Source organism: Roseateles sp. P5_E1 (assembly GCF_054049335.1).
In genome coordinates, this window is the sequence record NZ_JBFUMN010000001.1 from 482,058 (window position 1) to 505,110 (window position 23,053).

A 23,053-nucleotide genomic window follows, 5' to 3' on the forward strand; every position below is an offset into this window, starting at 1 on the left:
ATGCCAACTTCCAAGCTCATCCGCGGTTATGAGGTCGTCATCGGCCTCGAAAACCACGTCCAGCTCTCCACGCAGAGCAAGATCTTCAGCGGCAGCTCGACCGCCTTCGGTGCGGCGCCCAACACCCAGGCTTCGCCGGTGGACCTGGCCCTGCCCGGCACGCTGCCGGTGCTGAACCGCGCGGCGGTCGAGCGGGCCATCCGCTTTGGCCTGGCGGTTGGCGCCAAGGTGGCGCCGCTGTCCATCTTCGCGCGCAAGAACTACTTCTACCCGGATCTGCCCAAGGGCTACCAGATCAGCCAGTTCGAGATCCCGGTGGTGCAGGGCGGCTCGGTCGAGTTCTTCGTCGGCGACGTCAAGCACAAGGTCAACCTGACCCGCGCCCACCTCGAGGAGGATGCAGGCAAGAGCCTGCACGAGGACTATCACGGCCAGTCCGGCATCGACCTGAACCGCGCCGGCACGCCGCTGCTGGAGATCGTCTCCGAGCCCGACATGCGCTCGGGAGCCGAGGCGGTCGAGTACGCCAAGACGCTGCACGCCCTCGTCATGTGGCTGGGCATCTGCGACGGCAACATGCAGGAAGGCTCGTTCCGCTGCGACGTCAACGTGTCGGTGCGCAAGCCCGGCGAGCCCTATGGCACGCGCCGCGAGATCAAGAACCTCAACAGCTTCCGCTTCCTGGTCGACGCGGTGAACTACGAGGTGAACTGGCAGATCGACGAGCTGGAGGACGGCCGCCGAATCAGCCAAGCGACCATCCTTTACAACCCGGACACGGGTGAGACCCGCGCGATGCGCAGCAAGGAAGACTCGGCGGACTACCGCTACTTCCCCGACCCCGACCTGCCGCCGCTGGTCATTGCGCCGGAGTGGGTGGAGCGTGTGAAGGGTGAGATGCCCGAGCTGCCGCGCGTGATGGCGGCGCGCTTCGAGAGCGTCGATGGCCTGCCCGCCTATGACGCGACGATGATGACGCAGAGCCTGGCGACGGCGCGCTACTACGAGGCCGCGAAGGCCGCGGGTGCGGTTCCGAAGCTGGTTGCAAACTGGGTTATGGGCGAGGTGTCGCGCCGGCTGAATTCGGAAGACCGCGAGATTGATGCCGCGCCAGTCGGCCCGGAGTTGCTGGCCAAGTTGATCGTGCGCATTACCGACGGCACGATCTCCAACAACTCTGCCAAGCAAGTTTTCGAAGCCTTGTGGAGCGGCGAGGGCAAGGATGTCGATGCAGTCATCGACGCCAAGGACCTCAGGACGTCGAATGACACCGGCGCCATCGAGGCCATCCTCGACGAGGTGCTGGCCGCCAACCAGAAGTCGGTCGACGAGTTTCGGGCCGGCAAGGACAAGGCTTTCAACGCGCTGGTCGGCCAGGCGATGAAGGCGACCAAGGGCAAGGCCAACCCCGCCCTGGTCAATGAACTGCTGAAGAAGAAGCTCGGTTAGCCCAGGGTTTGCCCGAAGCTGAACTCAGCGCTTGGGCGTCGGCGGCGGTGCCGTCGGCGGCAGCTCGCCAAGCGGTGGCAGTGAGCCCGGCGTGGCGCCGGCCCAGAGTTTCTTCAGCCGGGCGAGCTCGGCGTCGAAGGTCTTGTTGATGCGCACGAGTTCGGCCTTCTGGTTCTCGATGAGAACCTGCTGGGCCTCGATGCTCGCGTCATTGGCGTCCAGCATCTGCTTGAGCTTGGCCGGCAGTGGGCGGCCCTTGTAGAACTCGGCCTCGTCGAGCAGGGGCTTGCGCTCGATGTTCAGGTCCTTGATGCGGCGCTCGGACATGCGCATGGCCTTGTTGGAGTCGTCCAGCGCGGCGTTGCGGGCGCGCTGGTGGGCGGCCTCGGTGGGATAGCGCAGCATCAGCGTGCGGTCGCGGCGGATGGCGTCCAACTGGGCAATGCGTTCCGCCGCGGCGCGGCGGTCCGCGGCCTCCTTGGCGGTGCGCTCCTCGGGGCTGAGGAAGGGCGGCAGCGTCGCGCGCTGCGAGCCGTCGGGGTTGAGCACGCGCTGTTCGCGCGTCGTGCACTCGGGGATGGGGCGGTCGCCGGTCAGCTTGCGGCCATCGGCCGTCGTGCAGGTGTAGATGCCCTTGGCGGGCGTGACGTCTTGCGCCAGCGCGGTGCTGGCGACGAACAGGCCGGCAAGAACGGGCAGGGCGGGCAGGACGCGCATCAGACCCCGTAACGCTCTCGGTAGGCCAGCACGGCCGGGCGGTGGGCGGCCAGCTCCGGCGCGCCTTCAAGAAAGGCCAGCAGGTCGGCAAGACCCGCCACGGCGACGACCGGCAGGCCGTAGCGCTGCTGAACCTGTTGCACGGCAGACTGCGGGCTGTCGACGCCGCCTTCGGCCGCCTTCTCCTGGCGGTCCAGCGCAATGCTCACACCACAGGGCGCGGCACCGGCGGCCTCGATCATCTGGATGGATTCGCGCACCGAGGTGCCGGCGGAGATGACGTCGTCGATGATCAGCACGCGGCCCTGGACCGGCGCGCCGACGAGGGTGCCACCCTCGCCATGGTCCTTGGCTTCCTTGCGGTTGTAGGCGAACGGCACGTTGTGGCCGCGGCGCGCCAGCTCCATGGATACAGCGGCGGCCAGCGTGATGCCTTTGTAGGCCGGGCCGAAGATCATGTCGAACTGCAGGCCCGAGGCCATCAGCCGCTCGGCGTAGAAGCCAGCCAGTCGCCCCAGCTTGGCACCGTCATCGAACAGGCCGGCGTTGAAGAAATAGGGGCTGAGCCGGCCGGCCTTGGTCTTGAACTCGCCAAAGCGCAGCACGCCGGCCTCGACGGCGAAGGCGACAAAAGACTGGGCGAGAGAGTCGGTGGGCGCGGCGGACATGTGACAAAGATTCTAGGGGTCAAAAAAACAGGCCCGACCCCTAGAAGGGGCCGGGCCGTCGATGGTTTTCACCAAGTCGCGGGCGGGGCCCGCATGACGTCTTACGCTGAATCAGTTGAGGACCGAGCTGTCCAGGATTACCTGGCCAGGTCCGTCCCACAAGGTCAGAAACTGGCCTTGAACTGAACGCCGTAGCTGCGGGGCTCGTTGACGATGCCGGTCAGGTTGTCGAAGTCGATGGCGGCGACGACCTGGCGGTGGTTGGTGATGTTGCGCGAGTAGGCCGCCACTTCATACTTGCCGTTGTTCCAGCCGTAGCCCACGCGCAGGCCGCCTTCCAGCGCCGACTTGGCCTTGTACTCGACGGCCTCGTACAGGAACATGTTGTACTTGTCCTTGTAGGCCCAGTCGGTCAGCACGCTCAGCTCGCCGTTGCCCAGCTCGACGCTGTACTTGAGCGTCCAGTTCCAGGTGACCTTGGGTGCGCGCGGGAGCGGGTTGCCGTTGATGCTGACCGTGCCAGCCAGCGGGCCGGCCGGGTCGAGCACCGTGCAGCCGGTGTTGGCTTCCAGGAACTGGAAGTTGGCATTGCCGCAGGGTTGCACGAAGAGATTGGCGTCCTTGATCTTCGTGTCGTTGTACGAGAAGCCCAGCGTCGTGCGCCAGTCGCGCGCGATGATGGCCTGGGCGTCCAGCTCGAAGCCCTGGCCCTCGGCCTTGGCGGCGTTGACGAGGCGGTTCTGATTGGTCGAGCCCGAGCCGGCCGTCAGCTGCATGTCCTTGACGCGGTACTTGAACACCGTGCCGCTGACGCGGGCGGTGTTGTCGAGCAGGTCGGCCTTGAAGCCGGCCTCGACGGACAGCACCTTCTCGGAGTTCGCCACCGAGATCGAGTCGCCAAAGAGCACGCGGCCCTGGATGGACGGTGCGCGGTAGCCGGTGGCAACGCGCGCGAACACGCTGGTGGACTTGTCGAGGTTGTAGTTGGCGCCGAAGTCCCAGCTCCAGTTCGTCGACTTGGGGTGGGTGTAGAACGGGCCGATGATGTCGACGTTGTTGGCCTTGCCCGGCGTCCAGGTGCGCACGGCGTCGAAGTCCTTCTTGTCGTCGGTGTAGCGCAGGCCGGCGGTGAGCTTGAAGTCCGGCGTGACGGCGTACTTCACATTGCCGAAGGCCGCCCAGGACTTGGCTTCCTGGTGCTGCACGGCATAGCCGTTCTGCGGGTCACCCGCGGCGAAGCTGTCGAAGTTGAAGCTGTCGACCTGCAGCTTCTCATTGAAGTAGTACAGGCCGGCGATCCACTGGAACGGCGCGCTGGTGTTGGACTGCAGGCGGAATTCCTGGGTCGTCTGGCGCAGGTAGGGGATGCCGTCGGCCGTCTGCGCGTCAAACGGGATGACGGACGGGTAGGGCGTGTTCGAGCCTGCGGGAAAGTACTTCGGGCCGTCCGGGATGCCGCAGAAGCGGCAGCCGAAGCCACCATCCACGTCGCCGCGGCTGTAGAACTTGGCGCGGTCGTGGGCGGTGATGGAGTACAGCGACACGCCGTCGAAATCCCAGCGCAGGCGAGCGCTGATCTCGCTGGACTTCAGCGTCTGCGAGTTGTAGCCGTCGCTGGGGTAGGAGCTGTCGTCGTAGCCGTCGACGAGGTCATTGGTGCCGCGCTTCATGATGTTGGCGCGGAAAGTCGTGGCCGTGCCCTTGAAGTCGCGGGCCTGGACCTTGAAAAGACCCTCGAAGTTGCCGCTCTTGTAGAGGGCCTGCAGGCGCAGCGCCTTGTCGTTGTAGCCCTCCAGGTCGGAGGTCGCGCTGGTCACCGGGTTGTGGACGCGGTCACTCTGGCGCTGGGCCAGGCCCGCCACGCGCAGCTGCAGGTCTTCGTTCACCGGCACGTTGACGGCCGTCTCGAGGTTGACGGCGCTCCAGCGGCCGAAGCCGATGTTGGCGTAGCCTTCCAGGCGCTTGGTGGGCCTGGCCGAATCGAACTTCATGACGCCGGCCGGCGAGTTGCGGCCGAACAGCGTGCCCTGCGGGCCGCGCAGCAGTTCCACCTGGGCCATGTCAAAGACCGGGAAGCCCTTGAGCGCGATGCTTTCCTGCACGACATCGTCGTACACCAGGCCGACCGGCTGGGAGGCGTTCATGTCGAAGTCGGTGTTGCCTAGGCCGCGCACGTAAAAGCGCGGGAAGGTGCGGCCGTAGTCGGACTCGATGTTCAGGCTCGGCACCTTGCCAGATAAGGCGCGGACGTCCTGGCCGCTGGCGTTGTAGGTGTCCAGATCCTCGGACTTGATCGCCGAGATCGACAGCGGCACTTCCTTCAGGTTCTCGGCCCGGCGGCTGCCGGTGACGATGACGGCTTCGAGCTGGCTGACGTCCTTCTTGGCTTCGGCTGCCGGCGTGGCTTGCGCCAGGGCCACCATCGGGAAGGCCGTGCTCAGCGCCAGCGCGAGCAGGGTCGGTGAAAGGCTGTATTTGGGCATGAGAAATCCTCGGGTTGACGGGTTCGCGGGCAAGTGGGTAAAGAAATGGGCGCTCGCGGCGCCTCTGATTCCTACTGGATCGTAAAGATCACATGACGGTTCCGTGATGAAAGCGTGCCGCTGTGTTGTGCATTTGCTGCACTGCGATACTTCTCCAGGTCAAACCCTCTCCCTAATCCGATGCGCTTCATCACCGCCAATCTCAACGGCGTGCGTTCCGCCGCCAGCAAGGGCTTCTTCGACTGGCTCGACAAGCAGCAGGCTGATGCCGTCGGCGTGCAGGAGCTCAAGGCGCAGGCGGATGTCGTGGAAGCCAAGTTCCGCAGCTGCGACCTGCTCAACGGCCATTTCCATTACGCCGAGAAAAAGGGCTACTCGGGCGTGGGCCTGTACACCAAGGAAGAGCCCAGCGACCTGATCACGGGCTTGGCGATGCCCGAGTTCGACTGCGAGGGCCGCTGGGTGGAGAAGCGTTTTGACAAGCCCGGCCGCAAGCTCAGCCTCATCAGCGTCTACTTTCCCAGCGGCACCAGTGGCGAGGAGCGCCAGGCGGTCAAGTACCGCTTCCTGGCGGCGCTCTACCCTCATCTGCAGGCGTTGAAGGCCGAGCGCGAGTTCATCCTCGTCGCCGACGTCAACATCGCGCACAAGGAGATCGACCTGAAGAACTGGCGCGGCAACCAGAAGAACAGCGGCTTCCTGCCCGAGGAGCGCGCCTGGTTGACCACGCTTTTCGACGACGGGGGTGTCGTCGACGTTTTCCGTACGTTGAACGACAAGGCCGAGCAATACACCTGGTGGAGCGCCCGCGGTGCGGCGCGCGCCAACAACGTCGGGTGGCGGCTGGACTACCACCTCGCCACACCCGGCATCGCGGCGCTGGCCCGGCGGGAGGCCATCTACACCGGTCAGATGTTCAGCGACCACGCACCGCTGACGGTGGACTACGACTTCAATCTCTGAGGCTGCGAAGGCTCAGGCGAATGCGAGCGGCGAGGCACGGCAGCTACACGGCGTAACCGGCCGCTACGGACTGGGGGAGCCTCCTACATGAGATGACGCTCGGCGCCGACGCCGGGCGCAAGGGTGCAGGCCTAGAGTGGACCTCAGCCGGTGGAAATGCCCGGCCCAGCCACCCGGCTCCAGGCCGGTTCCCGCTTTCAAAAGGAGTTCCCCCCATGTCCGCCCTCAAGACCGCCACCAGTGCACTGACCGCCGCCGTTCTCGTGACCAGCATCGGCCTGGCTTTCGCCCAGACCGAAGATCAAAAGCAGCCTACCGACCCGATGGCCGCTGCCACGGCTTCGCCCACCAGCGAACAGACCCCTGCCGACCCGAATGCGGCGCCGGCTGATCCGAATGCAGCGGCGCCTGCGGACAGCACCGCCGCCACGGCCGCCATGGCCGAGCAGCAGCCGCCCGCCGACGACCCGGCCAAGGTGACGCCGCCGGTCGACAGCACCGCCGCGACGCCGACCACCACGACGACTGACACGACGACCACGACCACGACGACCACGCCGAGCCCGTCGTACGACCAGCCGGCTGCGCCCGCCCCCCGCGCCGACCGCCACTGATCGTCGTCGGCTGAGCGCTGCCTCCGTCACAAACCATGCGTTTCGGAGAACGCGCTGATCTCGCCGCCGCAGCCCGGCGGCGTGACATCCTCATCGGCCTCGGCCAGGGTGGCGTCATCGCTGCCCTGGCACTGGCCGTTTTCTTCACCTTCTTTAGCGGCAGCTTCAAGCGCAAGCCCGCCGTGGCGTCCGCCCATCGCCCGGTGGCTGTCGCCAAGGCGCCCGCCCCAACCCAGCCGCCCGCGGTCATCGACCGCCAGCTTGACTTCGGCAAGGTCCGTGCGCCGCTGGACGTGACCCGCGTGGCCGCCTGGGCCGTGCGCGAGGCCGACAACGGCAGCAGCGCCTTCGCCATCATCGACAAGCGCCGCGCCCAGGTCTACGTCTTCACCGCTGGTGGCCGCCTGCTTGGCACCAGTCCGGTGCTGCTCGGCTATGCCTCCGGCGACCTCACGGTGGCTGGCATCGGCAGCAAGAGCATCGAGCAGATCAAGCCGCAGGAGCGCACGACGCCGGCCGGCCGCTTCGTGTCGGCCCCTGGTCGCAACGCCGACGGCAAGGAGGTCGTCTGGGTGGACTACGACGCCGCCGTGTCCATGCACCGCGTGATCAACTCCAACCCCAAGGAGCGCCGCCTGGAGCGCCTGGCCACCAAGACGGCGGCCGACAACCGCATCAGCTGGGGCTGCATCAACGTTCCCGTCGATTTCTTCGAGCGCACCGTCCTGCCCAACCTGGGCCAGAGCCGTGCCGTTGTCTACGTGCTGCCGGAAAAGAAATCCCTGATGGCCTTCTTCCCAGGCGCTGCACCGCCCCAGGTGCTGGCCCAGGCCGGGTCAAGACGAGGTAACAACGCCAAACCGTGAAGTCCTTGTCTGTTGGTTACAAGACTGCTTTCCTAGACTGCCCGCCAAGGCAGGCGCGATGGTTGCGCCGCCCGGGACAAGGGGCGTCGAGTGGGCAGCAGTTGGGCAGATCGGGCCAGGGCCGTCATGTGTGGCATCGCCACAGTGTGGAGCCTTTTTGCGACGGCTTCGGCTGGTGCGCAGGTCATCTCAAGGCCGGTGGCCAGTGACGCCCGGGACGGCCGCCCTTTTGCGATCGTCGACAAGCGCCAGGCGACGCTGTCGATCTATGCCGCGGACGGTAGTCTCGTCGGCCGCGCCCCCGTGTTGCTGGGCCTGACGCCCGGTGACCAGGAGCCGCAGAGCTCGCGCGGCAAGCAGCCGGCGGCGCTCAAGGTCAACGAACGCGTGACACCGGCCGGCCGCTTTGAAGCCCAGCCGGGCGTCAACCTGAACGGCGAGCGCATTGTCTGGTTCGACTACGAAGCCAACCTTGCCATCCACCGGCTGCGTCCCGCGCCGGCCAGCCAGCGCCGCCCAGAGCGCCTGGCCTCGGCCAAGCTGGAAGACCGTCGCATCACGCTGGGCTGCGTCGTCGTCGAACCGGCCTTCTTCGACGAGGTCGTGCTGCCCACACTGGGCGCTGGCAAGAGCCTGGTCTACATCCTGCCGGAGCGTGAGCCCGTTCTCGCCGCCGCCGCGGGCGCACCGCACGCCGCTGCGCCCTGAGTTCCTCGGCATACCGCGGGCTTGAACCGACCCAGGGCAATCCCTGGGCCGCCCGTCCGCGGAAAACGCCCTGCTGGCGGGACAATTCCAGGCTTCCGCACGGGCTACCCGCCCGCCTCCTCGCGGTTTCACCTGGAACGACTGACGTGACTACCACCACCCCCGTGGCCAACCCGGCCACGGCCGGCCGAGCGGCGCCTACCCCGGCGACCATCCTCGGCCAGCCCAATCAGCTCTTCGTGCTGTTCTTTACCGAGATGTGGGAGCGCTTCTCCTACTACGGCATGCGCGGCCTGCTGGTGCTCTTCCTCGTGACCGAGGTCGCCAAGGGCGGCTGGGGGTGGAGCCGTGCCGAGGCGACGTCGCTGTATGGCTGGTACACGGGCATGGCCTATCTGCTGCCGGTGCTGGGCGGCTACCTGGCGGACCGCTACCTCGGCACGCGCCGCGCCGTCTTGTTCGGCGGCTTCGTCATCGCGGCCGGCCACATCTCGATGTTCCTGAACACGGTGCCGAGCTTCTACATCGGCCTCGGCCTCGTCGTGCTGGGCACGGGCCTGTTCAAGCCCAATGTGTCGGCCATCGTCGGCCAGCTCTACGGCCCCAAGGAAGACAACGCCCGCGACGGCGGCTATACGCTGTTCTACATGGGCGTGAACGCCGGCGCCTTCTTCGGCATCCTGCTGTGCGGCTACATTGGCGAGAAGGTGTCCTGGCACCTGGGCTTCGGCCTCGCCGGCCTGTTCATGATCCTGGGCGCGCTGCAGTTCTATTTCAGCCAGCACATCTTCGGCGACATCGGCGCGCCCCCGAAGGTCGAGGATCGCGCCAAGGCCGCTGCTGCGGCCGCGGCTGACGAAGCGCCGGCCCACGTCGTGGCCGACCGGCTGAAAGCCATCTTCGTCTTCTCCTTCTTCACGATCTTCTTCTGGTTCGCCTTCGAGCAGGCCGGTGGTTCGATGACCATCTTCGCGGCCGACTACACCGACCGTGCGCTGGTGGGCACCAGCGGCTTCATCTTCAAGGTCGTCAACTCGCTGATGACGGTGCTGCCGGCCGTGATCCTGACCTGGCTGTTGTGGAAGCTCAACCGCAGCACCGGCAGCCGCTACCTGCTGGCCAACACCATGCTGGGCCTGGCCTTCGCCGTCATCTGGGGCCTGGTGATCTGGATGCTGGCGCGCGAGTTCGCGCTGGAGCAGTCCGAAGTGCCGGCCAGCTGGTTCGGCGTGCTGAACTCCTTCTTCCTCGTCATCCTGGCACCGATGTTCTCCAAGATGTGGGAGAGGCATTGGAACCCGGCCGGTCCGGTCAAGTTCGGCGTCGGCCTCGTGCTGCTCGGCCTGGGTTTTGCGGCCCTGTCCTATGGCTCGGCCGGCATCCCTCAGGGTGCCAAGACGGCCCAGGTCAGCATGCTCTATCTGAGCCTGGCCTATCTGCTGCACACCATGGGCGAGCTCTGCCTGTCGCCCGTGGGCCTGTCCTATATCTCCAAGCTGGCGCCCGCACGCCTGCTGGGGCTGATGTTCGGCGTCTGGTTCCTGAACACGGCCATCGCCAACAAGCTGGCCGGCGTGACGGGCTCCTACATCGACGACATCTCCAACCACTACTCGATGTCGGTCTTCTTTCTGATCTTCACGGCCATCCCCATCGGCGCTGGCGTCATCCTGATGCTGCTGACGCCCTGGATGAAGAAGAAGATGCATGGTGTGCACTAGATCTGTGCGTTACTGAGCGACACATCAGCCGCCTTCGGGCGGCTTTTTTTGTTCACAGTTCCGACCTGTTGACAAGGAATGTCAGCAGCCTGAATGGGCTTTAGGTTTTGGGGTAACGGCGTCGGGTCGATGTGCTTACAGTCGCCCGCTTGCATTCGGAGCCCCCCATGTCCAAGAAGAATCTGGCGCTGACCCTGTCTCCCGTCCTCATCGCCCTGCTCGCCGCCTGTGGTCAGAAGCAGGAGGGCGGCGGCGGCCCGGGGGCTCATGGCGGCCCGCCGCCCGTGTCGGTGGCGCCGGCCACCCAGCGCGAGGTGCAGGAGTTCGACGAGTTCACCGCCCGCCTGGAAGCGCCGGATACCGTCGACGTGCGCTCCCGTGTCGCTGGCACCGTCGACGCGGTGCGCTTCAAGGAAGGCCAGCTCGTCAAGAAGGGCGACCCGCTGTTCACCATCGACGCCCGCGCCTTCAAGGCCGACGTGGCGCGGGTGGAGGCGCAGATCGCCGCCGCCCGTACCCAGGCCGAGCTCGCCAAGACCGATCTGGCCCGCTCCGAGAAGCTGATCAGCATCAACGCCGTCAGCCAACAGGAGATCGACCAGCTGCGCTCGGCGTTGCGCTCGGCCGAGGCCAACCAGAAGGCGGCCGAGGCGGCCCTGGTGCAGTCCAAGCTCAATGTCGAGTACGCCAGCGTGACGGCGCCGGTCAGCGGCCGCACCTCGCGCGCCAACGTGACGCCGGGCAACCTCGTCGGCGTGGGCGACCCGGTGCTGACGACCGTCGTCTCCAGCGACAAGGTCTATGCCTATTTCGACGCCAGCGAGGCAACCTACCTGAAGTACATGCGCGCCGCCCGCGATGGCAGCCGCACCTCGTCGCGCGACGTCGCCAACCCGGTGCAGATGGGCCTGTCCAACGAGCAGGGCTATCCGCACGCCGGCAAGATGGACTTCGTCGACAACCGCCTCAACCCGGCCACCGCCTCCATCCGCGGCCGCGCGGTGTTCGACAACAAGCAGGGCCTGTTCACGCCGGGCCTGTTCGCCCGCATCAAGCTGGTCGGCAGCGGCAACTACAACGCCGTTGTCGTGCCCGACCGCGCGATCACGACCGACCAGACGCGCAAGATCGTCCTCATCGTCGGCCCCAACAACATCGTGCAACCCCGCCCCGTCACGCCGGGCGCGCTGATCGACGGCATGCGCGTCGTCGATGGCGTCAAGGCCGGCGAGATGGTCATCGTCGACGGCCTGTTGCGTGCCTTCCCCGGCGCGCCGGTCACGCCGCAGGTGCTGAAGGTCGACGACAAGGGCATGCCCATCCCCGCCGCGCCACCGGGCGCACCGGGCGCTGCGCCCGCCCCTGCTCCCGCTCCGGCTTCCGCCGCCTCGAAGTAAACAAAGGCGGCCCCTGCCATGGACATCTCACGCTTCTTCATCGACCGGCCGCGTTTCGCGACCGTCCTGTCCCTCTTCATCTTCCTGATCGGCGCGCTGGCCATCCCGCTGCTGCCGATCTCCGAGTACCCCGAGGTCGCGCCGCCCCAAGTCGTCGTGCGTGCCCAGTACCCCGGCGCCAACCCGCGCGTCATCGCCGAGACGGTGGCCACGCCGCTCGAGGAGCAGATCAACGGCCTCGAGAACGTCCTCTACTTCGACAGCCAGGCCACCGGCGACGGCGGCATGACGCTGACCGTCACCTTCAAGATCGGCACCCACCCGGAAGCCGCCGAGACCGCGGTGCAGAACCGCATCAACCGCGCCTTGCCGCGCCTGCCCGACATCGTGCGCCAGATCGGCGTGACGACCGAGAAGGCCGCGTCCAACCTGACCATGGTGGTCCACCTGGTCAGCCCGGACAACTCGCGCGACGCCCTCTACCTGCGCAACTACGGCACGCTCAATGTGCGCGACGACCTGCTGCGTGTGCCCGGCATGGGCTCGGTGCTGAGCTTCGGTGCCGGCGACTACGCCATGCGCATATGGCTGGACCCGCAAAAGCTCGCCGCGCGCAACATGACGGCGAGTGACGTCGTCGGCGCCATCCGCGAGCAGAACACGCAGGTGGCGGCCGGTGTGGTCGGCGCCTCGCCGTCGCCCAAGGGCACGGACTTCCAGCTCGCCATCAACGCGCAGGGCCGCCTCGTCAGCGAGGAAGAGTTCGGCGACGTCGTCGTGCGCAGCGAGCCAAAGACCGGCGCCCTGGTGCGCGTGAAGGACGTCGGCCGCGTCGAGATCAGCGCCAACACCTATGCGCTGCGCAGCCTGCTGAACAACAAGGAGGCCGCGGCCATCGCCATCTTCCAGGCGCCTGGCTCCAACGCGCTGGCCATCTCGGACAACGTGCGCAAGACCATGGAGAGGCTCAAGCCCAGCTTCCCCAAGGGCGTGGACTACGCCATCGTCTATGACCCGACACGCTTCGTGCAGACCAGCATCGAAAAGGTCGTGCACACGCTGTTCGAGGCCGTCGGCCTGGTGGTGCTGGTCGTCATCATCTTCCTGCAGACCTGGCGCGCCTCCATCATTCCGCTGGTGGCCGTGCCGGTGTCCATCATCGGCACCTTCGCCGTGCTGCTGCTGCTCGGGTTCTCCATCAACACGCTGACGCTGTTCGGCCTCGTGCTGGCCATCGGTATCGTGGTGGACGACGCCATCGTCGTGGTCGAGAACGTCGAGCGCAACATCCAGGATGGTCTGACGCCGCATGCGGCCACCGTCAAGGCCATGCAGGAGGTCTCGGGCCCCATCATCGCCATCGCCCTGGTGCTGTGCGCGGTGTTCATCCCGCTGACGCTGGTGCCGGGCCTGTCGGGCCAGTTCTACAAGCAGTTCGCCGTCACCATCGCCATCTCSACGGTGATCTCGGCSWTCAACTCGCTGACCCTGTCGCCCGCMCTGGCCGCCATCCTGCTGCGCCCGCATGACGCGCCCAAGGACGCGCTGATGCGCGGCATGGACAAGGTGTTCGGCCGCTTCTTCAACTGGTTCAACCGCTTCTTCCACCGCCGCTCGGAAGACTACGGCCGCGGCGTCACCGGCATCCTGAAGCGCAAGTCGCTCGCGCTGATCGTCTATGCGCTGCTGCTCGGCGCCACGGCCCTGCTGCTGGCGCGCATCCCCAGCGGCTTCGTGCCTGCGCCCGACAAGCAGTACCTGATCGGCATTGCCCAACTGCCGGCCGGCGCCAGCCTGGACCGCACCGAGGAAGTCATCCGCCGCATGAGCGAGATCGCGCTGAAGGTGCCCGGCATCAAGGACTCGGTGGCCTTCCCCGGCCTGTCCAGCGCCGGTTTCTCGGCCGCGCCCAACGAGGGCATCGTCTTTTTCGGCCTGGAGAGCTTTGACGAGCGCACCTCGCGCGAGAAGAGCAAGGAGGCCATCCTCGGCCAGGTCAACGGCGCCATCCAGCAGATCCAGGGCGCGCGCATGTTCGTCGTGCCGCCGCCCCCGGTCGACGGGCTGGGCATTGCCGGCGGCTTCAAGGTGCAGGTGCAGGACCGCAGCAGCCAGGGCGAACAGGCCCTGTATGGCGCCGTCTGGGGCACGCTGGGCCAGATCTACGGCAACCAGAACACCTCCATCGGCCAGCCGTATTCCAACTACGACATCAACGTGCCGCAGTTGTTCGCCAACGTCGACCGCGTCAAGGCCAAGCAGATGGGCGTGCCGCTCGCGTCCATCTACGACACGCTGCAGATCAACCTCGGCTCGCTGTACGTCAACGACTTCACCAAGTTCGGCAAGACCTACCAGGTCATCGTGCAGGCCGACGCGCCCTTCCGCGCCAAGGCCGAGGACGTCGTCCAGCTCAAGACCCGCAACGGTGTCGGCGACATGGTGCCTCTGGGTTCGCTGATGAGCGTCGAGCCGACCTTCGGCCCGACGCGCGTGACGCGCTACAACGGCTTCCCGTCGGCCGACGTCAACGGGGCGCCCAAGCCGGGCTTCTCCAGCGGCCAGGCCGAAGCCGAGATCGAGACCCTGCTGAAGAACCTGCCGCGCGGCTTCGGCTATGAGTTCACCGAGCTCAGCTACCAGGACCGCCTGACCCGCAGCGTCAACGTGCCGGTGCTCAACGTGCAGATCCCGACGCTCGCCGCGGTGCTGCTGTTCTCGGTGCTGCTCGTCATCCTGGTGCTGGCTGCCCAGTACGAGAGCTGGAGCCTGCCGCTGGCCATCATCCTGATCGTGCCGATGTGCATCCTGTCGGCGCTGTTCGGCGTCTGGCTGTCGCACTTTCCGCCGTTCGGGCAGGCGGGGGACCTGAACATCTTCACGCAAGTGGCTCTCGTCGTGCTGGTCGGCCTGGCGTGCAAGAACGCCATCCTGATCGTCGAGTTCGCCAAGGAGCTGGAGGAGCAGGGCAAGACCATCCGCGAGGCGGTCATCGAGGCCTGCCGCCTGCGGCTGCGCCCGATCCTGATGACGTCCATCGCCTTTTGCGCCGGCGTCATCCCGCTGATCCTGGGCAGCGGCGCGGGCAGCGAGATGCGCCGTGCCATGGGCATTGCCGTGTTCGCCGGCATGCTGGGCGTGACCTTGTTCGGCATCTTCCTGACGCCGGTCTTCTACAGCCTGCTGCGCGCCAGCACCCAGAAGCGTCGCGCCCGCGCCGCCACGGTGCGTGCCCAGATCGACGCTTCCGCGCATGCCTTCCATCCCGGCATCGACGATGCTGCACCCAAGAAGGAGGGCCACTGAAATGCTCGCCCGCCTGACCCCTCTCGCCGCTGCTTCCGCCGCCGTCCTGCTGGCCGGATGCGCCGCGCCCGGCCTCTCCTCCGGACCGCAGAACCTGGCGCCCGCGAGCTTCGCTCAGTTGCCTGCCATCGAGGCCGGGGCCAATCCTGGCGCCGCGACCATGACCGCCGCCTTCGTCGACAGCGCCCAGCTGCAGCGCGTCGTCGACGAGGTGCTGGCCAACAACCGGGACCTGCGTGCCGCCGCCGCGCGGCTGAAGCAGGCCGAGGCTTTTGCGACGGCCGCCGGTGCCCAGCGCTTCCCGACCGTGGGCCTGGGTGCCAGCGCCAGCCGCCAGCGCGCGCCCAACGAGCAGGGCGTGTTCAACAACTTCACCAGTTACGGCGTCAATGCGACGGCGGGCTGGGAGGTGGACCTGTGGGGCCGCGCCGCATCCAACGCCCGGGCCGCCAGCTATGACGCCGAAGGCGCAGCGCTCGATCGTGACGCCGCCCAGCTCAGCCTGGCCGGTACGGCGCTGAACCTGCAGACCCAGCTCATCGGCCTCGGCCACCGCCTGAATCTGGCCAAGGAGACCCTGGTCGTGCAGAACCAGCTGCTCGATCTGGTGAAGGCCCGCGTCGGCGCCGGCCGCGGCACCGCGCTGGACCAGGCCCGCGCTGAAGCCTTGGTGGCGCAGACCTCGGCCAGCGTCCCGGCGCTGCGCAACGCGGCCTGCCTCACGCGGCTGCAGCTCGACGTGCTGCGCGGCCAGCCGCCAGCCGACTGCGACAAGGCCGACAGCGACCCCTTGCCCGCCATGCCCGAGCCCCGCCTCATCAGCTTGGGGCAGCTGCCTGACCCCGCCGGCCTGTTGGCCCAACGCCCTGACGTGAAGGCCGCCGCCGTGCGCGCCCAGGCTGCCGCATCACGCGCTCATGTCGCCTGGGCCGCGCGCTGGCCCAGCCTGGGCCTGACCGGCCAGATCGGCTGGAGCGCCGGCAGCGCTGGCGACCTGTTCAAGAGCGGCACGCAGATCCACAGCCTGGCCGCGGCGCTGAACTGGAACTTCCTCGACTTCGGCGCTCGCAAGGCCGAGGAGAGCGCGGCTCGCGCTGGCTACGAGGCTGCTGTCGCCGGTGCTGAACAGGCCCAGCTGACGGCCCTGCAGGACGCCCAGGGCAGCCTGTCGACGCTGCGCGAGACGGAGCTTCAGGCCGCGGCCCAGGCCACCGCCGCCGACGCGACGCGGCGTGCCCGCGAGCTGGCCTTGAAGCGCTACGAGGCCGGTGTGACCGACTTCTACGCGCTGCTCAGCGTCGAGCAGGAGCGCCTGGCGGCGGCGGACGCGTTGATTCAGGTACAGACCCAGCGCGCCGCCGCCCTGTTGGGCGTGCACAAGGCGTTCGCGGCCCGCTTGACGGTGGCGCWGTGATCCGGGGCCGGCATCGCCGGCCCCACTTCCATCAAGCCGCGACTGCCGCCGGCCCGCCCGAGTTCTTGCGCCAGCGCCACCACAACAGGCCCAGGCCGGCGAGGAACATGACTGCGCCGATCCAGCGGGTTTCGCTGGTGTTGTCCTGCATGTCGGCCAAGCGCACGACGCTGGGTTCATTGGGCAGGTAGCGCACCTTGACCATGGGGTCGGCCTTGCCGTCCTTCATGGCCTGGCCCTGTTGTTGAGGCAGGCCGATCTCGGCGTTGACCAGGTTGCCGGCCTCCGTCTTGAAGACGATGTGGCCGCGGAAACCGCTCTCCGAGCCGCTGCGCTTCTTGCGCCACTCGATGCTTTCCACGGTGGCGGTGGTCTCGCGGCCATTGGCCTGCAGGCGCTTGATGTCGCGCGAGTCGTTTGCGCCGCTGAACATCACATAAGGCCCACCGATCAGCAGCGCCAGCACGAAGACCCAGGACCTCAAACTTTCCAGCATCACTTACTCCCTCAGGCGCCCTCGGGCGGCCCGGGCGCGGTTCTTTTTTAAGCGAGGCAGCCGCCCCTGCGGCCGCTATTGTTTACGCGCCAGCCGCGCGATCACCTCAGGGTCTCCCTGAAGTGACGGGTTCAGGAGGCCGCGACCATGCGTGCGGCCAGCTCCAGGATGCTGCGACGGTAGGCGTCGGCCAGTGCATCGGCGTTCGCCGCGCACGGGACGGTCAGCTCGGCGGCGCCGGCGGCAGGCAGGGCGGTATTGATCGGCGCGTGCAGCGGTGCCCAGCGCCAGCGCGCGCGCAGCGTCAGCTGCAGGCCACCGCCATCCTGGCGAGCCAGCCATTCATCCACCTGCACGACCAGGCGCAGCGACTCCGCGCCGTTGTCGGGCTGCGACTTGGCGCCCAACGTGACCGGGTAGGGCTGGCGCAGCCGCCCCAGGTCCTCGGCCAGCACGCGCGGCAGCGCGTCACGCAGCGGCTCGGCCCAGCGCGCCTCGGGCCAGGGCCTCAGGCCCGCGCTGCCCTCGGCAACCAGGATCTCGTCGCGGTCCAGCAGTTCGGGCAGCGCGATCTGCGGGCTCAGCACCCAGGCGCGGCCATCCTGGCCGGGTTTGGCACTGGCCGGCAGGGGCGGCGTGCTTGTCAGGCCATAGAGGCGGCGCGGCGGCGCGTCGCGCGTGGCGCATCCGGCCAGGGTGGCCGCGGCCAGCAGGCCCAGGACCAGGTCTCGGCGGTGCAGGGCGATCGGCTTCATCGTGCGGGCTCCGGTGCAGGCGTGGTGTCGGGCTTGCGACCGCGCAGCAGCGCCTCGGGTTGCGCGTCCAGCGTGTTGGCGAGCTGGCGCAAGGCCCGCGCCGCTTGCGACAAGTCGCGCATCGTGCGCTCGGTCTGCTGCAGCAAGGGGCCATCGCTGCTCGCGGCCTCCTGCAGCGAGGCGCTGGCGCGGCTCAGCTCTGCGAGGGCCCGTTGCAGGTCCCGCATGACCGGGCCGTTCGGGTCGAGCACGGCACTGGCCTTGTCGGCGCCCACGCCCACCTTGTCAGCCGCGCCGGACACCTTGTCGCCAGCTCTATCCACACTGGCCATGGCGCGTTCGGCGCTGCGCGTCAGCGGCGCGGCGCGCTGTTCCAGCTGCGCGGCCAGCTTGCGCGCGTGGCCCGCGGTGGCCGCGAAGTCCTTCAGGCCCTGCTTCAGCTCGGGCGCTGCGATCAGCGAGCGAGCAGAATTTGCGATCTGGCTCAGGTCATCTAGGATCTTGCGCAGGTCCACGCTTTCGAGCTGGTTCTTCAGCGCCTGGAAGGCGGTCGCGACGGTCGGGATCTCCGTCATGTCGCCGCGAAAGCCCCCGCGCAGCGTGCCGCGCTGCTTGGTGCGGATGTCCAGGTCGATGTAGAGCTGGCCGGTCAGCAGGCTTTGCGTGCCGAGTTGGGCGCTCAGGCCGCGCTTGATGAGGGCAGGCAAGGCGTGGCCGATGTCGTCGCTGTCGTTGCGGCCGTTCAGGCCGCGCACGGCGTCGGCATCCAGCTGGGCAACGACGGGGATGGCGAAGCTGTCGGTTTCCCTGTCGTAGTGCACGCTGATGTCGGTCACGTCGCCAATGCGCACGCCACGGAACACCACCGGCGCGCCCTTCTGCAGCCCGAACACCGAGCCGGAGAAGAACATCACGACGCGTTGCGGCTGCTTGAACCAGTGCTGGCCCGGCAGCACGACGAGGGCCACGGCGAACAGGGCCAGCGCGCCGACGACGAAGGCGCCGATGGCCAGGGGGCTGGCGCGGCGGCGCTTCACGCGGCTTCCTTCTGCGGTTCGTACTGGCCACGGGTCAGGAACTCGCGCACCGGCTCGGGTCCTTGGTCTCGCAGCTCTGCCGGCGGCCCGAGCGCCGTGGCCGTGTGTGCTTCGACGTCGAGAAAGAGCACGCGGTCAGCCACGGCAAACAGGCTCTCCAGCTCATGCGTGACGAGCACGATGGCCGAGCCGACATCGTTCTTCAGCTGCTTGATGAGGTCGTCCAGCCGCGCCGAGGTCAGCGGGTCCAGGCCGGCCGAGGGCTCGTCCAGGCACAGCAGCGGCGGGTCCAGCATCAGCGCGCGGGCGATGGCCGCGCGCTTTCGCATGCCACCCGACAGCGCGGCCGGTTCGGCGTCGAAGGTGGCGGGGTCGTTCAAACCCGCCAAGGCGAGCTTGAAGCGGGCCTGGCGTTCGCGCTCGGCCTCGTCCAGCTCGGTATACAGCTCCAGCGGCAGCATCATGTTTTCGCCGACGGTCATGCTGCTCCACAGCGCGCCGGCCTGGAAGGCCACGCCGATCTCGCGCCGCGGCGGATCGTCGCCGTGCACATCGCGTTCCTTGCCGCCGGCCGTCCACAGCACGCGGCCGGTCTGCGGCGTCTGCAGCCCGATCATGTGGCGCAGCAGTGTGCTCTTGCCGCAGCCGCTGGCGCCGACGATGGCGAGCACCTCACCCGCCTTGACCTCGAAGTTCAGGCCATGCTGCAACTCCTTGCCGCCGGCGTGCAGGCTGAGGTTCTCGACACGCATCAGGACCTCGCCCTTGTCCATCAGATGTCTAGCCTTTGGAAGATGACGGTCAGCGCCGAGGCAGCCACCACCATCCAGACGATGGCCTGCACGACCGCCGCCGTCGTCGCCTCGCCCACTGCCTGGGCGCTGCGACCGGCATTCAGCCCCTGGCGGCAGCCGGCCAGTGCCACCAGCACCGCATACACACTGCCCTTGAGCAGGCCGACGAAGAGGTCCCAGCCCTCCAGCGCCTCGCGCGTCGTCGCCAGGTAGGCCGCGGCCGGCACGTCGTAGAGCACGACGGCCACGCCGCAGCCCACGGCCAGGCCAGCGGCGCCAGCGCACAGCGTCAGCAGCGGGCCGGTGACGAGCAGGGCCAGCATGCGCGGCAGCACCAGGTGCTCGATCGGGTCCACGCCCAGTGTCGTCAGCGCGTCGATCTCCTCGCCGGCGCGCATGCTGCCGATCTGGGCCGCGAAGGCCGCACCCACGCGGCCGGCCAGCACGATGCCGACGACGAGGGCCGCGATCTCGCGCACGACGCCGACGGTGACGAGATTGGCGATGTAGCTCTGCGCGCCGAAGCGCTTCAGCTGCTCGGCGCCCATGTAGGCCACGATCAGCCCCACCAGCGAACTGACCAGCAGCACGATGGGCAGGCTGCGCGGGCCGGTCTGCTCGATCTGCCACAGCCAGTCGCTCGTGCGCATAGCGCTCTTGCCCCGCGCCAGCCGGCCGACGGCGCCCAGCATGTCGCCGACGAAGACCAGGGTCTTGCGCCATTCGGGCTCCGCCAGAGGTTCGTCATCAGCGGCTGGTTTCTTCTTCTGCGCGGCCTCGGTCTTGGGCAGGCTGAGCGACAGCAGCGGCTGCAGGCCGCGCGGCAGGCCAGCCAGGTCCAGTTGCACGCCGCCTCGCGCCAGCGGTGCCAGCAGCTGCCACAGCGCGCCGGCCAGTGGTGGCTGCCAGTGCGACAGCGCCGAGCTGTCAAAGCCCAGCCGCGTGCCCGCCGCCACCGGCAACTCGGCGGGCGGTTTGGGCAGTGCCACATCGGCGCCGTCGCCCGCCAGCACCAGGCGCCACTGCGGGCCTTCGCCTTCCCAATGCGCCTTGCCCTCGCCGGTGCTTGCGGTGTCGGCGGGCGGAGGCAGTGAGGCAGCAGGGGTGGAGGACATGACGACCCATGCTCTGCCGCGCCGTCTTGCCAGTGGCCCGGACGCCGACTGCGCGCTTTGTAGGACGGCGCGCCGCCGCGACCGCCCTGTCGGCCTGCGCCGACAGGGCGAAGGCGGCCTGGATGACCGCGACCGCTGCGCTCGTCGCCGAAAGTTGTTCAACTGATCTTCTTCCGGAGCCCGCGATGAAATCCACCTCCAAAAGCCCGACCCAGGGCGACGGTCTGCAGGGCGAAGGCAATTACGACGCCGCGCGCCGCCACCGCGAGTCCGCCGAGAAGTTCGTGAAAAGCGGCGGTGTGGAACCTGCCGCCCGCGAGGCCGCGCCGCGCAGCATCGACGAGGCCCGCGAGATGCGCGACGCCGAGCAGGCTGGCAAGAGCCACGCCAGGCGATGAGCAAGACCATCAACCCCGACGCCGCTCGCCCCGAGGGCAAGCCGTCGCTGCCGCACGAGCGTGACCAGCAGAACTCGGCGACCAATCCCAAGCCCGACCCTCAGGTGGATCGTGCGGCGCGCGATCTGAAGCAGGGTCAGGTTGACACTGACCTGCGCGCTACGCCGGGGCTGGATGCCGATCGCCGCGGCGGCATGGTGAAGGGTGGCGAGCACGGCGCGGCCGACAGCAAACCACGGCCCAACCGCTGACGGTCCTGGGACGAATGGCGCCCTGGCCGGGGCGAAGCGCCGAGGCGCAGCCCCTGCCCGGGCTAACCTCGCGGCATGACCATCCTGCCGCGCCGCTGGCGCCTGCCTTATGTCGCCGTGCTGGCCATCATCGGCCTGCTGCTGAGCATCTCCGCGCTGCAGACCTACCGCCTTTCGGGCGGCACCCACCCCTGGGAGCCGTTCCTGTGGGAGTTCAGCTCGGTCAGCGTCATCGGCCTGCTGGCCCTGGGTGTGCATGCCTTGCTGGGCCAACTGCGGGGCCGGTCCTGGCAGCGCCAGCTGGCGGCGCATGCGGCCGCGATGCCCCTGTTCAGCCTGCTGCACATCGCCGGCATGTTCGGCCTGCGTTTTGCGGTCTACGGCCTCGCAGGCGTGGACTACCACCCAGACGATCTGGCCACGGTGCTTGTCTTTGAGGGTGGCAAGGACGCCGTCAGCTATCTCAGCTTCTGCCTGATCTCGCGCGGGGTCTGGATGGCCCAGGCGGCGGCCCTGCGCGCGCAGGAGCTGGACCGGGCTCGCCGCGAGCTCGCCGAGGTGAGGCTGGCCCGCCTGGCCGACCAGGTGCAGCCGCACTTCCTGTTCAATACGCTCAACCTCATCAGCTCGGTGATGTACGAGGACGTGCCGCGCGCCGACAAGCTGCTGTGCCAGCTCGCCGACCTGCTGCGCCAGACGCTGGCAGCCCAACAGCGCGCCGAGCACACGGTGGGCGAGGAGCTGGCGCTGGTGCAGCCCTTCCTCGCGCTGATGCAGGCCCGCTTCGGGCCGGAGCGGCTGGTCGTGCATATCGAGACCGACGAGGCGGCGAGCGCCTGCCGGCTGCCTGCTCTGCTGTTGTTGGCGCCGGTGGAGAACGCCGTCAAGCATGACGTGGCGCGGCATCGCGGCCGCGTCACGGTCAGCGTCGTCGCGAAGCGCGTCGGCGAGCGGCTGCATCTGAAGGTCAGCAACCATGGCGACACCCCGGCGCCCGATTCGCCGCCCGACCCTGATGGCGGCCTGGGGCTGCGCAATCTGCGTGAGCGGCTGCAAGCCCGCTATGCCGATGCTGCCAGCGTCAATTTCGGGCCTGACGGTGGCGGCATGAGCTTGACGGTGGAGCTGCCATGCGCGCGTTGATCGTCGACGACGAGCCCGCCGCGCGCGCCAAGCTGCGCCGCCTGCTGGCGGCCGAGACGGACGTGGCCGAGCTGATGGAGGCGCCCGACGCGCCGTCGGCCCTGGCCCTCGTGCGCTCGCTCGCCACGCCGCCCGACCTGGCGCTGCTCGACATCGAGATGCCCGGCGGCAATGGCGTGCAACTGGCCGCCGCGCTGCGCGAGGCCGGCGTGCGCTGCATCATCTTTTCGACGGCGCACGCTGAGCACGCACTGCAGGCCTTCGAGCTGGCGGCGCTGGACTATCTGCTCAAGCCCTACACGGCCGAGCGGCTGGCCGCGGCGCTGGCGCGCGTGCGCGAGTCGCTGGCGCGGCCGGCCGCGCCGGTGGGCGAGTGGTGGGTTGAAGGCGAGCGCATTGCGCTGGCCGAAGTGCAATGGATCTCGGCAGCCGACAACTACATCGAGCTGCACCTGCCCCCGCGCAGCCTGCTGGAGCGCGCCACGCTGGCCGATGCGCTGGGCCGCCCCGGCTGGGCCGCGCGCTTTGTACGCGTGCACCGCAGCCACGCGGTGAATCCGGTGCATGTGCGGCGCATCGAGCGCCTGTCCAGTGGCGAGGCCGTACTGACGTTGAGTTGCGGCGGAACGCTGCGGGTGTCACGCGGCTATCGCGGGGTTCTTGACGCGATCGCCGGATGATGGTCGATACGTGTGCTAACGAAGCAAGCCGCTGACCGGGTTAGCATCGCCGCCCAATCAAAGGGCCACAGGCCGGGG

21 protein-coding genes are annotated in these 23,053 nt (G+C 68.2%); 13 read left to right on the top strand and 8 right to left on the bottom strand.

Features of this window, described 5'->3' with window-relative positions:
- The gene (gatB, locus tag ACXJKJ_RS02320; protein WP_056191488.1) at positions 1-1,449 is read left to right on the top strand and encodes an Asp-tRNA(Asn)/Glu-tRNA(Gln) amidotransferase subunit GatB; all 1,449 of its coding nucleotides are present in this window, start codon (positions 1-3) and stop codon (positions 1,447-1,449) included.
- Between the two features lie 24 nt (positions 1,450-1,473).
- Here the strand turns inward: gatB and ACXJKJ_RS02325 are convergent, their stop codons facing one another.
- The 3 genes from ACXJKJ_RS02325 to ACXJKJ_RS02335 form a co-directional block, all read right to left on the bottom strand.
- The gene (locus ACXJKJ_RS02325) at positions 1,474-2,166 is read right to left on the bottom strand and encodes a hypothetical protein (protein WP_056191490.1); all 693 of its coding nucleotides are present in this window, start codon (positions 2,164-2,166) and stop codon (positions 1,474-1,476) included.
- Positions 2,166-2,834, bottom strand: coding sequence for an orotate phosphoribosyltransferase (gene pyrE, locus ACXJKJ_RS02330; RefSeq protein WP_457354828.1), 669 nt, complete (start codon positions 2,832-2,834; stop codon positions 2,166-2,168). The genes ACXJKJ_RS02325 and pyrE overlap by 1 nt, the downstream gene beginning before the upstream one ends.
- A 164-nt stretch (positions 2,835-2,998) precedes the next feature.
- Positions 2,999-5,317, bottom strand: coding sequence for a TonB-dependent receptor (locus ACXJKJ_RS02335; protein WP_457388917.1), 2,319 nt, complete (start codon positions 5,315-5,317; stop codon positions 2,999-3,001).
- Positions 5,318-5,497: 180 nt separating this feature from the next.
- On the opposite strand from ACXJKJ_RS02335, the gene ACXJKJ_RS02340 reads away from it, so the two are divergent.
- The 8 genes from ACXJKJ_RS02340 to ACXJKJ_RS02375 all read left to right on the top strand — a co-directional run bounded on the left by ACXJKJ_RS02340 (position 5,498) and on the right by ACXJKJ_RS02375 (position 16,306).
- The gene (locus ACXJKJ_RS02340; protein WP_056191496.1) at positions 5,498-6,280 is read left to right on the top strand and encodes an exodeoxyribonuclease III; all 783 of its coding nucleotides are present in this window, start codon (positions 5,498-5,500) and stop codon (positions 6,278-6,280) included.
- 215 nt (positions 6,281-6,495) lie between these two features.
- A complete protein-coding gene (locus ACXJKJ_RS02345; RefSeq protein ID WP_056191498.1) occupies positions 6,496-6,894 on the top strand; it encodes a hypothetical protein in 399 nt (132 codons plus the stop codon).
- 35 nt (positions 6,895-6,929) lie between these two features.
- A complete protein-coding gene (locus ACXJKJ_RS02350; protein WP_457354824.1) occupies positions 6,930-7,760 on the top strand; it encodes a hypothetical protein in 831 nt (276 codons plus the stop codon).
- Positions 7,761-7,886: 126 nt separating this feature from the next.
- The gene (locus ACXJKJ_RS02355; protein WP_457388919.1) at positions 7,887-8,468 is read left to right on the top strand and encodes a L,D-transpeptidase; all 582 of its coding nucleotides are present in this window, start codon (positions 7,887-7,889) and stop codon (positions 8,466-8,468) included.
- Positions 8,469-8,614: 146 nt separating this feature from the next.
- Positions 8,615-10,189, top strand: coding sequence for a peptide MFS transporter (locus ACXJKJ_RS02360; protein ID WP_457388921.1), 1,575 nt, complete (start codon positions 8,615-8,617; stop codon positions 10,187-10,189).
- A 167-nt stretch (positions 10,190-10,356) separates the two neighbouring features.
- Positions 10,357-11,586 (top strand): efflux RND transporter periplasmic adaptor subunit, encoded by a 1,230-nt coding sequence (locus tag ACXJKJ_RS02365; protein ID WP_457388923.1) that lies wholly within the window; start codon positions 10,357-10,359, stop codon positions 11,584-11,586.
- 18 nt (positions 11,587-11,604) lie between these two features.
- Positions 11,605-14,892, top strand: a complete 3,288-nt coding sequence (locus ACXJKJ_RS02370; protein ID WP_457388925.1) for an efflux RND transporter permease subunit — start codon at positions 11,605-11,607, stop codon at positions 14,890-14,892.
- A 1-nt stretch (position 14,893) separates the two neighbouring features.
- The gene (locus ACXJKJ_RS02375; RefSeq protein ID WP_457388927.1) at positions 14,894-16,306 is read left to right on the top strand and encodes an efflux transporter outer membrane subunit; all 1,413 of its coding nucleotides are present in this window, start codon (positions 14,894-14,896) and stop codon (positions 16,304-16,306) included.
- Positions 16,307-16,337: 31 nt separating this feature from the next.
- Here ACXJKJ_RS02375 and ACXJKJ_RS02380 read toward each other — a convergent pair whose 3' ends face one another.
- The 5 genes from ACXJKJ_RS02380 to ACXJKJ_RS02400 form a co-directional block, all read right to left on the bottom strand.
- Complete coding sequence (locus ACXJKJ_RS02380; protein ID WP_457388929.1) at positions 16,338-16,802, bottom strand: DUF3592 domain-containing protein; 465 nt, start codon at positions 16,800-16,802, stop codon at positions 16,338-16,340.
- Between the two features lie 131 nt (positions 16,803-16,933).
- Positions 16,934-17,557 (bottom strand): PqiC family protein, encoded by a 624-nt coding sequence (locus ACXJKJ_RS02385; protein WP_056191514.1) that lies wholly within the window; start codon positions 17,555-17,557, stop codon positions 16,934-16,936.
- The gene (locus ACXJKJ_RS02390; RefSeq protein WP_457388931.1) at positions 17,554-18,594 is read right to left on the bottom strand and encodes an MlaD family protein; all 1,041 of its coding nucleotides are present in this window, start codon (positions 18,592-18,594) and stop codon (positions 17,554-17,556) included. The genes ACXJKJ_RS02385 and ACXJKJ_RS02390 overlap by 4 nt, the downstream gene beginning before the upstream one ends.
- Positions 18,591-19,367 carry an ABC transporter ATP-binding protein gene (locus ACXJKJ_RS02395; RefSeq protein WP_457388933.1) on the bottom strand — a complete coding sequence of 259 codons (777 nt, stop codon included), beginning with the start codon at positions 19,365-19,367 and terminating at the stop codon, positions 18,591-18,593. The genes ACXJKJ_RS02390 and ACXJKJ_RS02395 overlap by 4 nt, the downstream gene beginning before the upstream one ends.
- On the bottom strand, positions 19,367-20,503 hold the full coding sequence (locus tag ACXJKJ_RS02400) for an MlaE family ABC transporter permease (RefSeq protein ID WP_457388935.1): 1,137 nt from the start codon (positions 20,501-20,503) through the stop codon (positions 19,367-19,369). The genes ACXJKJ_RS02395 and ACXJKJ_RS02400 overlap by 1 nt, the downstream gene beginning before the upstream one ends.
- Positions 20,504-20,688: 185 nt before the next feature.
- Here ACXJKJ_RS02400 and ACXJKJ_RS02405 point away from each other — a divergent pair, with 185 nt between their 5' ends.
- The 4 genes from ACXJKJ_RS02405 (at position 20,689) to ACXJKJ_RS02420 (ending at position 22,975) form a co-directional block, all read left to right on the top strand.
- Positions 20,689-20,901 carry a hypothetical protein gene (locus ACXJKJ_RS02405; protein WP_056191523.1) on the top strand — a complete coding sequence of 71 codons (213 nt, stop codon included), beginning with the start codon at positions 20,689-20,691 and terminating at the stop codon, positions 20,899-20,901.
- Positions 20,898-21,152, top strand: a complete 255-nt coding sequence (locus tag ACXJKJ_RS02410; RefSeq protein WP_457388937.1) for a hypothetical protein — start codon at positions 20,898-20,900, stop codon at positions 21,150-21,152. Before ACXJKJ_RS02405 ends, ACXJKJ_RS02410 begins: the two co-directional genes overlap by 4 nt.
- A 75-nt stretch (positions 21,153-21,227) precedes the next feature.
- A complete protein-coding gene (locus ACXJKJ_RS02415) occupies positions 21,228-22,295 on the top strand; it encodes a sensor histidine kinase (RefSeq protein ID WP_457388939.1) in 1,068 nt (355 codons plus the stop codon).
- The gene (locus ACXJKJ_RS02420) at positions 22,283-22,975 is read left to right on the top strand and encodes a LytR/AlgR family response regulator transcription factor (protein WP_457354800.1); all 693 of its coding nucleotides are present in this window, start codon (positions 22,283-22,285) and stop codon (positions 22,973-22,975) included. The genes ACXJKJ_RS02415 and ACXJKJ_RS02420 overlap by 13 nt, the downstream gene beginning before the upstream one ends.
- Positions 22,976-23,053: the final 78 nt, after the last annotated feature.